The sequence below is a fragment of the Erythrobacter rubeus genome (genome assembly GCF_014705715.1).
Taxonomy (GTDB): domain Bacteria; phylum Pseudomonadota; class Alphaproteobacteria; order Sphingomonadales; family Sphingomonadaceae; genus Erythrobacter; species Erythrobacter rubeus.
On sequence record NZ_JACXLC010000001.1, the window covers coordinates 2,254,040 to 2,268,524 of the forward strand.

Consider the following 14,485-nt stretch of genomic DNA (forward strand, 5'->3'; position numbering starts at 1 on the left):
GCGGGCCCGGAGATTGGGGCAGGCTTGTTCAGGGAGAACGATCATGATCAAGACGACCGGTATCAATCACGTCGCGCTCGTGTGCCGCGACATGAAGGAGACTGTGGAATTCTACACCAATGTCCTGAACATGCCGCTGTTCAAGACGGTGGAGCTCCCCGATGGCGGACAGCACTTTTTCTTCGATTGCGGCAATGGCAACAGCGTTGCCTTTTTCTGGTGGGCCGATGGACCTCCGGCGGCGCCTGGCATCGCTTCGGTCAAGAAATTCCCTTATGAAGCAAAAACAGCCGTGGGCTCGATGAATCATCTCGCGTTCGACATGGCGGAGGATGAACTGGAGGCCGCTCTCGACCGGCTTGAGGAGGCAGGCGTCGAGCACACGCACACAGTGGTCAATCACGACGACAGTCCGATGGGAATGAGCAAACAGCTGCACGACGGGGTATTCGTCCGTTCGGTCTATTTCACCGACCCCAATGGCATCATGCTGGAATTTGCAGCGACGACGAAGACATTCGGCCCCGACGATATTGCTCACGAGCCGGCAACCAGCGCAGACCGGGTGGAGGCCTGAGCATGCCGCGATTGAGACAGGTGCCGAAGTCCGAGGCTGACGAGAAGGTCGCGCTGCCCCTCTATGCGATGCTGTTCGGGAACCGCGATCCGGTCGCGGAGCCTGGCACGGCGACCGGCACCCCCGGCGATTGGTGGACGGTTTTCGCCAACTCTCCGGCAACCTTGAAACACGCGGCACAAGGTTTTGCCTATTACCGCGATCCGGCTCGCAAGCTCGATCCGGTCCTGCGGGAGCTAGGCCAGACATGGGCCGGATGGGCCACGGGAAGCCAGTTCGTCTTCTCGCAGCATTGCAAAAGCCTGCGCGGCCTCGCCTATCCCGAGGAAAAGATCGAGGCGCTGCCCGTATGGCAAACGGCGACCTGCTATGATGCAAAAGAGCGGCTCGTGCTCGCCTACGCAGACAGGCTGGTAACCCATCAGGGGCGGGTGCCCGACGCGTTATTCGCCCAGCTGAAGGCGGGGTTCTCCGACGAAGAGATACTCGAGCTGACCTACACCACCTGCATGTACCAGATGCACGCCGTTATGAGCCGGGCGCTGCGCACCGAATTCGATGACCGCGACGATCCCATCACCGAAGTGCCTGCGCCCGAAGGCTTCGATGCGCTCGATTTCCTCGGCGGAAACAGGAAAGTGGATTAGGCGACGCGCCCGATATTGCGGCTCTTGTCGTCTTGCTCGACAGTCAGTGTCAGACCAAAAGGCTGGCCGCCTTCGAAAGCTTTGCGGGTCGGCTCGTGCGACAGATCGACATTCCCGCAGACGCGCTCGCCCGCTTCGTTGCGGCCGAGCCAGACCGCCACGCTGCCCGTCTTCGCGTTGTTGATCGTGTAGGTTTCGACGACCGCGCTCCCGGTCGGACCCTTGCCTAAAGGAACACCATTGTCCGCCATCGGCAGCTTTTCGAACCGGTCGCTCGCCGACCAATCGGCTGGATCTGTGGAGTAGATGCCGGTCGCATATTTGCTCATCCAACCGCCGTTCGCCCCGACAAGGGCATAACTGCCACGATCTGTCCGCGCGGCCTGCACCGCTTCGCAGATGGCGTGCGCCGAGTAGTTGTTACCCGCGCCGCCAAAGAAGGGGAGGCCGCCGGTCAGGGTTAGCCCGCGCGGGTCATCGGCCGACAATCCGAAATGATCCATCTGGTTGAAGACAGGAATGGCGAAACAGGAATAGAAATCGATGTGCTCGATCTCCGCCATGCTCTTGCCTGCGCGCGCAAGAGCAGCCTCCACACTGGCGATCGATGCCGGATTAGCTGAGAGGTCGGGGCGGCTCGAAAGCATCAGCTCGGTCGCGGCGGACACGGCATGGATGTGCACCCACTTGTCTTTGGGCACACCCAGCGCGCGCGCCGTACCTGCGCTCGCTATGATGATGGCTGCAGCTTGGTTCACCTGATCGCGCGCCACCGTCATGCGGGTATAGGGTTCCGCGACGATCCGGTTCCGCTCCGTAACCTCGGCGAGTTCCTCCGCGGTCCGCTCCACGGGTGCTGCGGCATGCGGGTTCGCGGCGGCGACTTTGGTGAACGGAGCGAACAGTTCGCCGATATCGCGGCGATACTCCTGAAGGCTCTTGCCCTGCTTCGCACGGCGGGCATTCTCGGCGAGCGCGTAGAGCGGGATGGCACCGGTCGCGCCGTGGGCAAACAGGGCATGCTCCATCATGCCCTCGACCCCGAAACCCTGATCCTCGTAATCGCCATCGACTTCTTCGGACCAGTCGGGCTTTTCGCCTTTCGCCGAAAGCGCGAGCACGGTCGAGATTGCCTCGGATCCGACGATCACCGCGCACTGACTTTCTCCGCCAGCGATCGCGGTGGCAAATTCACCGACCAGTTGCTGGTTCGTCTGGCCACCCGTCGGAGTGAGGATAGCGCGCTTCGGATCGGCACCGACCCGCTTCGCTATCGCGCGCGGGACATTGCTGGCCGCTCCGAATGGCGGTGCGCGGTCGGGCCGCGACATTTCGAAGGCGCGGATTGCGGCCAGGGTGTCGATTGCCGGGGACACGGGCTCACTAGCGGCGCTGTCAGCGATTGCCGCGGCCAGCGCGCGCCCCGCCAGGTCCATATAGGACAGCGCCTCGTATCCCGCCTCGCCAACGCGTTCGGAATACTGCCCTACCCCGATGATGACCGGGGTATTGTCCCCAGAAACAGAGGACGCGTCAGTCAACGAAATCGTCCACCCGCTCGACAATGATCGCAGGCGCCATGCCCCCCGCCGCGCACATCGTGACGAGGCCGGTCTTCAGATCGCGGCGCTCAAGCTCGTCGATGATCGTGCCGATCAGGATAGAGCCGGTCGCTCCGATCGGATGGCCAAGGGCAATCGATCCGCCGTTCACGTTCACCTTGTCCCAATCGAGATCAAGGTCGCGGACGAACTTCGCCGCCACAACCGCGAAAGCCTCATTGATTTCGAACAGGTCAATATCGTCGAGGCTCATGCCAGCCTTTTCGAGCACCTTCTTTGCCGCCGGAACCGGGGCGTTGAGCATCAAGGTGGGGTCATCGCCCATGTTTGCGGTCTGCACGATCCGCGCGCGCGGCTTAAGCCCGTGCCTCTCTGCGTATTCCTTCGAGCACACGAGCACTGCCGCCGCCCCGTCGACAACGCCGGATGAGTTCCCGGCATGGTGGAAATGCTGAATGTCGAGGTCCGGGTATTTTTGGTTGATCAGCCCCCGGAACGTGGTGCCTTTCGCATCGAGCGGAACGTCCGCGATTTTGGTGAAAGCGGGCTCAAGCTGCGCGAGGCCTTCCTTGGTAGTTTGCGGGCGCGGATATTCATCCCTGTCGAGCAGCACATTCCCGTCGTCATCGGTGACCGGAATCACCGATTTGTCGAAGCGGCCTTCCCCCAGCGCCTCGGCAGCCCGCTGCTGTGAGCGGTAGCCGACCTCGTCCAGTTCTTCTCGCGTAAAGCCCTCCATCGTGGCAATTGCGTCGCCGCAAATGCCCTGATGCGATTGCGGGTGCACGGCCTGCAGGCGCTCGTTGTAGCTGCCCATCATCGGCGGCTTCAGCCCGGCCTGCATTTTTTCTTTCGACATCGCAGCGGTGAGGCTCATCATTTCGGTGCCCCCTGCGACGATGCAGTCTTCCATACCGCTCATGATCTGAGCCGCCGCAAGATTGACCGAGGTAATCCCGCCGCCGCAGAACCGGTCCAGCGTGGTTCCCGACGAGGTCACGTCGTAGCCTGCGTCCAGCGCTGCCATGCGCCCAAGGTCACCCGCCTGCATCCCGTCTTGCGTCGATACCGACCAGATCACATCGTCGACCGTCGACGTGTCGAGGTTATTGCGCTCTTTGATCGCTTTCAGGACGGTAGCGGCCAGGTGCTGCGGGTGCTCCGCTGCGAGTGCGCCCTTACCCTGTTTGCCGATCCCGCGCGGGGTGCGGACTGCGTCGATAATATAGGCCTCGGCCATGTGCTTCTCTCCGGATTAGCGAAATTGCGGTTGACGTTTCCGTAAGCGTTGCGCACCACTCGCACAAGAATTCAGTTTCATTTCGAAATGCCAAAATAGCTAGGAGAGAACCTTGTCCGACACCCCCGAAGTGCTGACCGAAGTCGATAACGGCGTCCTGATCGTCACCATCAACCGGCCAGAGGCCAAGAACGCCATGACCAAGGCGGCCGCCGAAGGCATCGCAGCGGCCATGGACCGACTCGACAGCGAAGACGACCTTCGCGTCGGCATCCTTACCGGGGCAGGCGGCACGTTCTGTTCGGGCATGGACCTCAAAGGGTTTCTGCGCGGCGAAAGCCCAACCGTCGAAGGCCGCGGGTTCGGAGGTGTGGTGCAGGCCCCGCCGGCAAAGCCGCTGATCGCTGCAGTCGAGGGTTACGCGCTGGCAGGCGGCCTAGAGCTTATGATCGCCTGCGACCTCGTTGTTGCAAATTCGGGCGCGAAGTTCGGCATCCCCGAAGCGAAGCGCGGGCTCGTCGCTGCAGCAGGCGGCGTGATGATGCTGCCCGATCAGATCCCCGAGCGTATTGCCATGGAACTGGCGCTGACAGGCGATTTCATCGGCGCAGACCGCGCTTACGAGCTTGGCCTGATCAACGAAGTGACCGAAGGCTCCGCGCTCGATGGTGCGAAGGCTCTTGCCGCCCGGATCGCGGCCAACGGGCCGCTCGCCGTGCGCGTTTCCAAGCAGGTGATGAAGGAATCGCGCGGATGGTCGATGGAGGATCGCTACAAGAAACAGGCGCAACTTATCGCGCCGGTCTTCGTATCTGAAGACGCCCGCGAAGGTGCAGCCGCCTTCGCCGAAAAACGCGCTCCGAATTGGAAGGGTAAGTAAGAGTTTTTGATTGAGAAGCCGGGTCACCCGCTCCCTCCGCCCTTCCACCCGGATTGTATCCCGGTAGGCTCCCGGTGGAAGGTCGGAGGGAGCGGGTGGCTCTGACACCAAGGAGAGGATACAAATGCCCGTTATCGACGTACCCCAGCCCGAATTCATGGAAGACGAGGAAATCTCGATCTTCGCCGATGCGGTTGGCAAGTTCTATCAGCAGCACGCTCCGGAAAAGCGCATTCTCAAATGGCGTGAAGACGGCCAGGTCGAACGGGAGTTCTGGAACGAGGCGGGCCAAGCCGGCTTGCTCGGCGTTTCCGTGCCTGAGGAATATGGCGGTCACGGCGGCGATTTCCGGCACGACATGGTTGTGATCGACCAGCAGGCGAAGCACGGCGTCGAAGGGTTCGCTGCGAGCCTGCACAACACCATCATCCTGCCCTACCTCGTCCGCCACGGCACCGAAGAGCAGAAGAAGAAATATCTTCCCAAGCTCGTGACCGGCGAACTTGTGAGCGCGATCGCGATGAGTGAACCTGACGCTGGTTCGGACCTGCAGAGCATCAAAACGACCGCTCTCAAGGACGGCAACGGCTATCGGCTGAATGGATCCAAAACCTGGATTTCGAACGGTCAAACAGCCGACTTCATGATTGTGGTTGCCAAGACCGACCCAAGCGAAGGCGCGAAGGGCATTTCCCTTATGCTGCTGGAAACCGACGGCGCCGAAGGCTTCGAGCGGGGCAAAAAACTCGATAAGATCGGACTCGACGCGCAGGATACGTCCGAGCTGTTTTTCGACGATGTCTTTATTCCCGGCGATAACGTGCTGGGCGGGGTCGAAGGCCGAGGGTTCTATCAGCTCATGGGCGAGCTTCCTCAAGAGCGTCTTGTGATCGCAATGGGCGCGATGACGGGTATCGAGAAAGCGCTCGAAGTCACAGTCGAATATGTCAAGAACCGCAAGGCGTTTGGCAAGACGATCTGGGACTTCCAGAACACGCAATTCACTCTGGCTGACCTGAAGGCCCGCGGTACAGCGGCTCGGGTGTTTGTGAACGATTGCATAGCCAAGCTGCTCGAAGGAAAACTCGACGTCGCGACCGCAAGCATGGCAAAGTATTGGGTAACCGAATTGCAAAGCGAAGTGGTCGACAAGTGTCTGCAATTTCATGGCGGAGCAGGCTACATCAACGATTACCCAATCGCGCGAATGTACCGCGATACGCGCATAGCTCGCATCTATGGCGGCTCGAACGAGATCATGAAGATGCTGATCGCGAGAAGTATGTAGTTTCGCAGACCCATCCGGGGCTACGTCCTCGGAGTCTTTTGTTTGCGCCCTCAAACGCCGGGCGCGATGCATCCGCATAGCTTGGCTTCCGCGCCATAAGGCGCGACGGCCAGTCGGCCTTGCGACGCGCGGCGTCGTTGACGTTCTGACCTCGCTGACGTGTCGCGGAGCACGGTCGCGCTAGCCGACCGCAAGGGCGACTGCCCACCCGCAGGGGCCCGTAGCAAAGCGTAGGATCAGCTCCGAGGACGAAGGCGCGGATGCGCCTTCGAAACACGAAAAAGCGGCCCGGTTTCCCGGACCGCCCTTTTTTGTATTCTGACGGATCAGAACTTGGCGCGTACCGCGACACCGTAAGTCCGCGGCTGCAGCGAGAAGGCCGAACGCGAGTTCGCCGCACCGCTGCCGCGCAGAGTGGTGTTGAACGTAACGCCGCGCACCACATTGTCGGTCAGGTTGTTGACGAAGCCTTCGATCGAGTAGGCCCCGTCCGCAAACCGCAGACCGGCGCGCAGGTTGATGAATTCCTGCCCCGTCTGGACATCGCCGATGATCAACGGCGCTGCATCGACCGCTGCCTGCAGGCTTCCCGCAGCTGCGATTGCAGCGGCATCTGGCGGAACGATTGCCTGAGTAGAGGTCCGCTGATCCCCTTCAAGCCGGATCTGGCCGGACAGGAAAAACTCCGTGCTCGGGTTGATCGGCTTTTCCCAAAGACCGCCGAAGATCGCTACTACGTTGGCAGCGTTCGTGAGATCGTTACCGCAAAGCGAGACGATCGTAACAACATCGGTGAGATCGCCAGCGCAGTCGTCCGGATAGCGCGCATCAAGGATCGTTGCCGATGCATTGAATGTCAGCTCGCTGTTCGGACGGATGACGCTTTCGATTTCAACCCCGGTCGTTTCGGCAACCGGCACATTAAACGTCTGGAATGCAGTACCGGTGAATTCGAGGACCTGGAAGTTTTCGAACTCTTGGTGGAAACCGGCGATGTTGAGCGTGACCGCATTATCCAGGAAACGGCTCTTGATACCGATTTCGTAGGCGTCGACCTCTTCGGATTCGAAGGTCGGGTCGGCACCGCCGACGGCAGCAGTGGTATCGAGGTTGATACCGCCCGATTTATAGCCGTGGGTGAAGCTGGCATAGATGTTTACCGGTGCAGCGAAAGCATAACCAAGCCGCGCAGTGTAGATCAGCTCTTCATCGTTGAAGGTGTCTTCGAATGTCCGTACCAGCGGGAGTACCGCCGCTTCTGGAAGGTCGGCCGGTGCCGTAAATCCGAAGCAACCGAGGCCAATGAAGGCCGGGACGAGTGCCTCAGGCACAACTCCAGCACCGATCGCGCCGACAGTAGCCGGGCAGATCTGGTTATTGGCTTCGGTCTGATCGAAGCTGCCCTCCTTATCCTCCCAAGAGTACCGAGCGCCGAGCGTCAATTCGAGCCCGTCGACGATTTCGAAGCTGTTGTTGGTGAAGATCGAATAGCTTTGCGCTTCCTGCTGGAACCGGTTGGTCACATTCGTGCCCGCCGGATCGACACCGGTGAACACGGTGAGCGGGTTGGGGCCGAGAGCGCCCATAGTCGCCGGGAACAGCAATGCTCCGACCTGCTCGCCATAATCCTCACCAAGGGCGAAAGTGACCGATTGATCGATCGTCTCGTCGGAGAAATAGCCGCCGATAATGTAATTCAGCCGGCCATCCAGCGCTTCGCCCTGCAGCCGCAATTCAGCGGTGAAGGTCTCGAGATCCAGATCGATCAGATCGACATCGAACACGTCGAGCGCCGTAAAGTCGGAATCGTATGTCTCCATGGATTCAAACTTGCGGTACGAGCCGATGAAAATGAGATCGGCATTGCTCGAGATCGGAAATTCGATTTCCGTGGTCGCGCCGTAATTGTCGATGTCAGCAATCGGCGCGAAGTTCGCCGAAGCGACACGGTTGTCGAGCGCTTCCCTGAACTCGTCTTGTCCGAACGGATTGTTCGATACCAGTGGCTGACCATTACCGCCCGTCGGGCCGAGGCCAACCGCTGCGAATGCGCCGGCTGGCACCAGCGGCGTCTGATAGAGTTCGATCGGGCTGCAACAGCTGGATTCGCTCTTCGAATAGTCGACGATCAGCCGTCCGCGAATACCGCTTTCGGTATCCCAGCCGAGCTGTCCGCGCACCAGATACTGGTCGACATCGTTGGAATCGTCGAACGGAGTGCCGTTGCCATCGACCAACGTGATGAAACCATCGCGCTCCCGGTATGCACCGGTCAGGCGGAAAGCGAGTGTATCTTCCACAATCGGTACGTTAACTGCGCCCTGAACGCTGATCTCGTCGAAGTTGCCGTAGGAGGCGTTCACAAAGCCTTCGAACTCGCTCACATCGGGGCGAGCGGTCGTTATGTTGAGCGCGCCCGCAGACGTGTTACGTCCGAACAGCGTACCTTGCGGACCGCGCAGAACCTCGACGCGTTCGATGTCGACGAATTCGGTCAGCGCCACACCGGGGCGCGACTGATAAGCGCCGTCGATGAAGATACCGACCGCGCTTTCGAAGCCGATATTGTTCGATGTCGTACCAACACCGCGAATACGCAGCACGACCGAACCCGAAGCGATCTGTGCCTGACTGCTGGTGAAACTGGGAGCCACGGAGGTGACTTCCTGAATGTTATCGACGCCCTGGTTTTCAAGCTGTTGGGGCGAAACCGCCGTCACAGCGATAGGAATGTCCTGAACATCCTGCGCGCGGCGGGTCGCGGTAACGATGATGACGCTGTCATCGGGATCCGTCGAAAGCGTGGTATCGCCCTCGTCATCTGCCGAAACCTCCTGCGCGAGCCCCGGTGCTGTAAATGAACTACAGGCCATCAGGCCGGCAGCGTATGCTGCGAGCTTACGTCTCATAAATGTCCTCTCCACATTTCCCATGGCCTTTTGGCCTATTGGTCGCGCGAGAGACTATCAGCGCTATCCGCGCTGCCAAGGGACCGCGACGGTTCTTCGCAAACAGTAGTAAAAATGCAACATGTTATGTTGCGGCGCACCATGCGGTCGGCGCGCGCACGCTAAACGTAATTTTGTTGCCCAAGTTCGGATTAGTTTAGTCCGATGTCAGTACCCGAAGCGCAGGCCGATCCACACGGTCAGAGGCACGCCCAGATCGATCGCTCCGCCCGAATTGCGAGTGACAATTTCCTCGTCGAGCAGGTTCTCGCCGCGGACTACAAGGCTCAGCCGGTCTCGCAGCGGAGCTTCCGCGAAGAAATCCACAGTCGTTGCTGGCTTGAGCAGATCGGTTTCCTGATCGTCTTCGAACTGCGCGCTGATGTGGCGCAGTGTTCCTGCGATCCGCCAGCCTTCGGCGGGCTCCCATGCAAGCGTGGTCGATGCCGCGAACTCGGGCGTCTGCGGCGGCCGGTTCCCATCAAGAGCGATCGATGCGCCCTCCCCGTCGATCGTCGCATCGGTATAGGCGAGCGAGGCATCGAGGCTGACTTCGCCGAGCTTGACCGCCAGCCCCCCTTCGACGCCCTGCGCATCGATGGCCGGCAGGTTCTGCCTCTGCCGCAGGTTCGGCTCCAAGGTCACATTGGCAATGGCATCCTCGACCCGGTTGTCGAAAGCAGTGAGCGAGAGAACAACCGAACTGACCGGCTGCCACGTCAGGCCCACCTCGAACCCTTCAAGCCGCTCGTTCTCCAGTGCTGCGTTCGCCTGGGTTACCACCGGGAAGACAACGAAGGGACGGTACAATTCGTTGAGCGTCGGGAGCCTCAGACCGGTATAGGCCGCTGCACGCAGATCGAGCTCGCGCGTTGCGTAAAGCACAGCGCCAGCGCGCCAGCTCAATGTCCAGTCATCGCGATCGGGCGCGATGGTTTCGCTAACCAGTGCGCCGCTTGCATCCACCGCGCGAAAGAACCCGTCTTCGATGCGGGTGTAGTCGGCGCGCAGCCCTCCGGTGAGCAGCAATGGTCCGATCTGCCAATCGTCCTCCAGAAAGATGCCTAGGTTGCTGTTGGTGCCGCCCGCGCGGCGGCGTTCGCGCAAATTTCCGGTGAAGGCGCTGAAAGCCTCTTCCTGCAATTCTCCATTCGACCGGCGATAATCGGTACCAAGACGGACGGTGTGCGCTTCATCGATGGGCGGACGGATTTCGATCTTGCCGCCGAGGCCGGTTGACGGCGTGTTGCGTTGATCCAGCACTCTGACAAAACGCGTCGAGCTGATCACCACATTCGAGAAATTGCGTGCCTGGACATAGCCGAGGGCATCGAATTCCCAGTCGCCGCGCCCAACCACGCGCAAGCTCGCATCCTGCCCCTCGGTTGCGGAATCCGCGCCATCGAAACGGAGCGTGCGGTTGTCTTCGAAAATGCTCCCGCGTGCCTGAAGTTCGATGTCGTCGGTCAGCGGAGCGACGCCGCGCACCCCGACCTGCCAGCTATCGAATTCTGCGCGGGCCGTCGCCGGTACGCGCTGGTCCGCCGGCGTGGTGAAGAAACCTTGCCCCCTGTCCCAGCGTCCGCTGATCACGCCAAAACCGCTGCCCAGCTTGCGCGCCACCGCCGCGCTTGCTTCGGTTTCTTCGCGATTGTTGACCAGCAGGCTGCCCGAAAACGGTCCTAGAGTGCTAGCATCGGCGCTCTCGAGTTCTATCGTTCCGGCGAGAGCGCCAGCGCCAAACGGCCCCGCCCCGCCGCCGCGCGTAACACGGATGCTGGCAAGGCTTTCGGGAGCAATCGACGAAAGCGGAATGTAACCGAAAAATGGATCGGCAATCGGGACCCCGTCGAGCAGGACGAGCGCCCGGCTGGTCGCATTGCCGCCAAGCGCTCTCAGGGTGACGCCTTGCGCGCTGGGATTCGATGATCGGCTATCGGAGCGACGAAACTGCTGAAAGCCCGCCACGTTCTCAAGCACATCCTCAATCCGCCCCGATGCGCTGGAGACAATCTGTTCTCGGTCGATCTCTGTTATCGAATAGGCACCCACGGAAGGCGGCGGGTCGAGCCCTTCGCCAGAAACCACGATTTCATCTTCGTAGTTGGTTTCCGAGGTGTCTCCATTTTCCTGGGCGGAGACCGGAAACGATACAGCAAGTGCGATGGCCGAAACGGCAAAACGATAGGAGCGACTCATAAGCGCCCGCCTAACCGAGCCGCCTCTCAAAGTCAGTTGCAAATCGCCATCATGACTCGCTTTTCGGGGTCGCGTGTGGTTACATCAGTGTCAGTAAGCGAAGAGAGCCAGATTATGTTAGCCACACCGCCCGATTTCGACGTGCTGATCGTAGGTGCCGGGATATCCGGTATAGGGATGGCTGCGCATATGGAAATGAAGGCGCCCGGGCACACTTACGCTATCGTCGAGCGGCGCGAGAACCTCGGCGGTACATGGGATCTGTTCCGCTATCCGGGCATCCGTTCGGACAGTGACATGCACACGCTCGGCTTCGATTTCGAGCCGTGGAAGCATGAAAAGAGCATCGCCGATGCCCCCGCCATCCTCGACTATCTCAACCGGATCGCGGACGAACGCGGAATTCGCGAGCACATCCGCTTTGGCCACAAGGTTCTCTCCGCCAATTTCCGTGAAGACGAAGCGCGTTGGCATGTCACGATGGAGCTGGACGACGGCACCACGACGCAGCTGACCGCGAACTTCCTCTACCTTGGTTCCGGCTATTACGATTACGACGAACCGTACGATGCCGGCTTTCAACTCGGCGCATTCGAAGGACAGGTGCTGCACCCGCAATTCTGGCCCGAAGATCTCGATTATTCCGGCAAGAAAGTGGTCGTTGTCGGGTCCGGCGCAACAGCCGTCACAATAGTTCCATCGATGGCGAAGGATGCCGCGCACGTTACCATGCTTCAGCGCACCCCGACTTGGATGGCATCGCGCCCTGCCAAGGACAAGTTTGCCAATACCCTTCGCAAGATCCTTCCTGAAGAACTCGCCTATCGCATCACGCGCTTCAAGAACATTTGGATGCAGGATTTCACCTTCAAGCTGGCGCGCAACAAGCCGGAGAAGGTGAAGAAGAACCTGTATAAAGGTATCGAGAAAGTCCTTGGGTCGGACTATGACAAAGCGGCCTTCACTCCGCCCTACAACCCTTGGGAAGAACGGCTGTGCCTGGTGCCCGACGGCGATATGTTCGAGGCGATCAAAGACGGCAAAGCAGACATCGTCACCGGCCATATCGAAGCCTTCGAGAAAACCGGCATCAGGCTCAAATCGGGCGAGCTTCTCGAAGCCGATATCATCATCACGGCGACCGGCCTGAAAATGGCGATCGCGGGCAAGATCGATCTCAGTTTGAATGGCGAGCCCGTCCATCTCAATGAGCGGTTCTATTACAAGGGCTGCATGTTCTCGAACCTGCCCAACCTCGCGGTCGTGTTCGGCTATCTCAATGCCAGCTGGACCCTGCGCGCGGACATCAATTCCGATTATGTCTGCCGAGTGCTCAACGAAATGCGCTCGCGCGAAGCCGATCTGGTCGTTCCCGTTCTGACGCCGGAAGAAGAAGCCAAAATCGAAGAGGACGACATCTTCGATTTTTCATCGGGATACATTCAGCGCGGCAAGCATCTTCAGCCGAAAAACTCGGTGAGCTATCCTTGGAGGCTCAATCAGGAATACGTCGTCGACCGCAAACGAATGGCGGACGATCCGCTCGATGACGGCTTGCTGACCTTCCGGCGCGTCGGGGCCAATGCGCGCAGCGGTGACGAGCAGCTCGAACCGGCAGAATAGTCTGCCACGGTTGGCAGTGGCCAATATGATCCGCTTCGATTAGACCGCGCAGCATGACCATTTCCGACAAAATCTGGACCGCCGGGCTCGTCATCATCGGTGATGAAATCCTCTCAGGTCGGACCCATGACAAGAACATTGCGCAGGTCGCCAGCTGGCTCCAGGTGCAAGGTATCCGCCTTGCCGAAGTGCGCGTTGTCGCAGACGACGAGGACCGGATTGTTGAGGCGGTGAATGCGCTTCGGTCAAGCAATGACTACCTCTTCACCACCGGCGGCATCGGCCCCACGCACGATGACATCACCGTGGATGCGGTGGCGAAAGCGCTTGGCGTACCCGTCATTATCCATCCGGAAGCGCGCGCGCTTCTGGAGCGGTATTACGCGGACAAGGGCGGCGTGAATGAAGGCCGGTTGCGTATGGCGCGTGTGCCTGAAGGCGCAGAACTTATTCCCAATCGCATGTCGGGCGCGCCGGGCATCCAGCGCGGCAATCTCTTCCTGATGGCGGGGGTGCCGCACATCACCGCGGGGATGCTCGATGCGCTGACCGGTAAGCTTGAAGGCGGCGCGCCTCTGATTTCCGAAACGGTCGGCGGGTTTATCCCGGAAAGCGAAGTTGCCGGTCTGCTGCGCGAAGTCGAGCAGGCTCATGAAAACTGCCAGATCGGATCTTACCCATTCTTCCGGGACGGCAAGGTAGGGTCGAATTTCGTGATCCGGTCGACCGACCGTGAGGATTTACAGAGCTGCTACGACAGTTTGTGCGAAGGCCTTGGCGAAAATGGCTGGGACTTCACGCCCGGCGGCATCTGACCAAGCTATAGCAAGCGCCATTTAGAGGCGATCACTTTGCCTTCTTTGGGGTCGAGAACGCACGCCGCTTTCCTTCACGCGCGCCAGCTGACGATTGTAAGAGCTGCGCAGGAATCTGTCTCCCATCACGTCCCGCTCCGAGGCAGGCTCGTCCGGACCTGTGGCGAGGCGAATGCGGATCCAGAGCGCTATGAGCCCGATCGCGGCAAACGCGGCGCCGACAAATCCGGCGATCATGAGATCGTAGCTGCCGATCATGACCATGATGGCGACAAGCGCAAAAATGACCGGCCATTTCAAGAAGCTGTCAGCGTTCGAATCCGGGGAGTCAGGCATCAATCGGTCCTAGCGTGAACATACGTACGAGGAGACAATTCCTCATTTTCGACCAGCCTCAACGCCGGCCACAGGTACGTGTACGTTCTGTTTGTGAAATACGTTACGCCCGGTGCATTTAAAGGTGCCCGATCATTATGTTTTTTTTCGCTGACGCCCCATTTTATCGGCCTCGAGCAAGTCCGCAGAACCCGCCTTCGCATTCTGCAAGGCGCTGTAGACCAGCCCGCCGGACAGCAAGACGGCGCCGACGAGCGGAACCAGATGCGTCTCCACGAACACGCTGCTGCCGAGAATGATCGCGCCAAGAACAGCGCTGATCACAGCCAAGCTCTTCATTCCAAACTCCTTCGGTTGATCAACGCGCCGG

General features: G+C 60.0%; 12 protein-coding genes. 6 read left to right on the top strand and 6 right to left on the bottom strand.

Features of this window, described 5'->3' with window-relative positions; genetic code table 11:
- Positions 1–43 precede the first annotated feature (43 nt).
- Positions 44–577: a VOC family protein gene (locus IB285_RS11155; RefSeq protein ID WP_190788241.1), complete on the top strand. Its 534-nt coding sequence runs from the start codon at positions 44–46 to the stop codon at positions 575–577.
- Between the two features lie 2 nt (positions 578–579).
- Entirely contained in the window at positions 580–1,224 is a 645-nt protein-coding gene (locus IB285_RS11160; RefSeq protein ID WP_190788242.1) for a carboxymuconolactone decarboxylase family protein, read from the top strand.
- Here IB285_RS11160 and IB285_RS11165 read toward each other — a convergent pair.
- Together IB285_RS11165 and IB285_RS11170 are read right to left on the bottom strand one after the other, a co-directional pair.
- Entirely contained in the window at positions 1,221–2,765 is a 1,545-nt protein-coding gene (locus IB285_RS11165) for an acetyl-CoA acetyltransferase (RefSeq protein ID WP_190788243.1), read from the bottom strand. The genes IB285_RS11160 and IB285_RS11165 overlap by 4 nt on opposite strands.
- A complete protein-coding gene (locus IB285_RS11170) occupies positions 2,758–4,026 on the bottom strand; it encodes an acetyl-CoA C-acetyltransferase (protein ID WP_190788244.1) in 1,269 nt (422 codons plus the stop codon). The genes IB285_RS11165 and IB285_RS11170 overlap by 8 nt, the downstream gene beginning before the upstream one ends.
- Positions 4,027–4,138: 112 nt before the next feature.
- Between IB285_RS11170 and IB285_RS11175 the strand changes: the two genes are divergently transcribed.
- Together IB285_RS11175 and IB285_RS11180 are read left to right on the top strand one after the other, a co-directional pair.
- Positions 4,139–4,906 (top strand): crotonase/enoyl-CoA hydratase family protein, encoded by a 768-nt coding sequence (locus tag IB285_RS11175; protein WP_190788245.1) that lies wholly within the window; start codon positions 4,139–4,141, stop codon positions 4,904–4,906.
- Positions 4,907–5,030: 124 nt separating this feature from the next.
- Positions 5,031–6,194, top strand: coding sequence for an acyl-CoA dehydrogenase family protein (locus IB285_RS11180; protein WP_190788246.1), 1,164 nt, complete (start codon positions 5,031–5,033; stop codon positions 6,192–6,194).
- 326 nt (positions 6,195–6,520) lie between these two features.
- Here the strand turns inward: IB285_RS11180 and IB285_RS11185 are convergent, their stop codons facing one another.
- Both IB285_RS11185 and IB285_RS11190 read right to left on the bottom strand, forming a co-directional pair.
- Positions 6,521–9,067, bottom strand: coding sequence for a TonB-dependent receptor (locus IB285_RS11185; protein WP_190788247.1), 2,547 nt, complete (start codon positions 9,065–9,067; stop codon positions 6,521–6,523).
- A 243-nt stretch (positions 9,068–9,310) separates the two neighbouring features.
- Positions 9,311–11,341: a TonB-dependent receptor plug domain-containing protein gene (locus IB285_RS11190; protein ID WP_190788248.1), complete on the bottom strand. Its 2,031-nt coding sequence runs from the start codon at positions 11,339–11,341 to the stop codon at positions 9,311–9,313.
- A gap of 114 nt (positions 11,342–11,455) precedes the next feature.
- On the opposite strand from IB285_RS11190, the gene IB285_RS11195 reads away from it, so the two are divergent.
- The gene (locus IB285_RS11195; protein WP_190788249.1) at positions 11,456–12,964 is read left to right on the top strand and encodes a flavin-containing monooxygenase; all 1,509 of its coding nucleotides are present in this window, start codon (positions 11,456–11,458) and stop codon (positions 12,962–12,964) included.
- A 53-nt stretch (positions 12,965–13,017) separates the two neighbouring features.
- A complete protein-coding gene (locus IB285_RS11200) occupies positions 13,018–13,779 on the top strand; it encodes a competence/damage-inducible protein A (RefSeq protein ID WP_190788250.1) in 762 nt (253 codons plus the stop codon).
- 21 nt (positions 13,780–13,800) lie between these two features.
- Here IB285_RS11200 and IB285_RS11205 read toward each other — a convergent pair whose 3' ends face one another.
- Both IB285_RS11205 and IB285_RS11210 read right to left on the bottom strand, forming a co-directional pair.
- Positions 13,801–14,115 (bottom strand): hypothetical protein, encoded by a 315-nt coding sequence (locus tag IB285_RS11205; RefSeq protein ID WP_190788251.1) that lies wholly within the window; start codon positions 14,113–14,115, stop codon positions 13,801–13,803.
- Between the two features lie 135 nt (positions 14,116–14,250).
- On the bottom strand, positions 14,251–14,454 hold the full coding sequence (locus IB285_RS11210) for a hypothetical protein (RefSeq protein WP_190788252.1): 204 nt from the start codon (positions 14,452–14,454) through the stop codon (positions 14,251–14,253).
- Positions 14,455–14,485: the final 31 nt, after the last annotated feature.

Excerpts from the sequence above, each read along its gene's own strand:
- IB285_RS11170 (WP_190788244.1), bottom strand. The coding sequence starts at position 4,026 with ATGGCCGAGGCCTATATTATCGACGCAGTCCGCACCCCGCGCGGGATC.
- IB285_RS11195 (WP_190788249.1), top strand. The coding sequence starts at position 11,456 with ATGTTAGCCACACCGCCCGATTTCGACGTGCTGATCGTAGGTGCCGGG.
- IB285_RS11200 (WP_190788250.1), top strand. The coding sequence starts at position 13,018 with ATGACCATTTCCGACAAAATCTGGACCGCCGGGCTCGTCATCATCGGT.
- IB285_RS11185 (WP_190788247.1), bottom strand. The coding sequence starts at position 9,067 with ATGGCCTGTAGTTCATTTACAGCACCGGGGCTCGCGCAGGAGGTTTCG.
- IB285_RS11210 (WP_190788252.1), bottom strand. The coding sequence starts at position 14,454 with ATGAAGAGCTTGGCTGTGATCAGCGCTGTTCTTGGCGCGATCATTCTC.
- IB285_RS11155 (WP_190788241.1), top strand. The coding sequence starts at position 44 with ATGATCAAGACGACCGGTATCAATCACGTCGCGCTCGTGTGCCGCGAC.
- IB285_RS11205 (WP_190788251.1), bottom strand. The coding sequence starts at position 14,115 with ATGCCTGACTCCCCGGATTCGAACGCTGACAGCTTCTTGAAATGGCCG.
- IB285_RS11160 (WP_190788242.1), top strand. The coding sequence starts at position 580 with ATGCCGCGATTGAGACAGGTGCCGAAGTCCGAGGCTGACGAGAAGGTC.
- IB285_RS11190 (WP_190788248.1), bottom strand. The coding sequence starts at position 11,341 with ATGAGTCGCTCCTATCGTTTTGCCGTTTCGGCCATCGCACTTGCTGTA.
- IB285_RS11180 (WP_190788246.1), top strand. The coding sequence starts at position 5,031 with ATGCCCGTTATCGACGTACCCCAGCCCGAATTCATGGAAGACGAGGAA.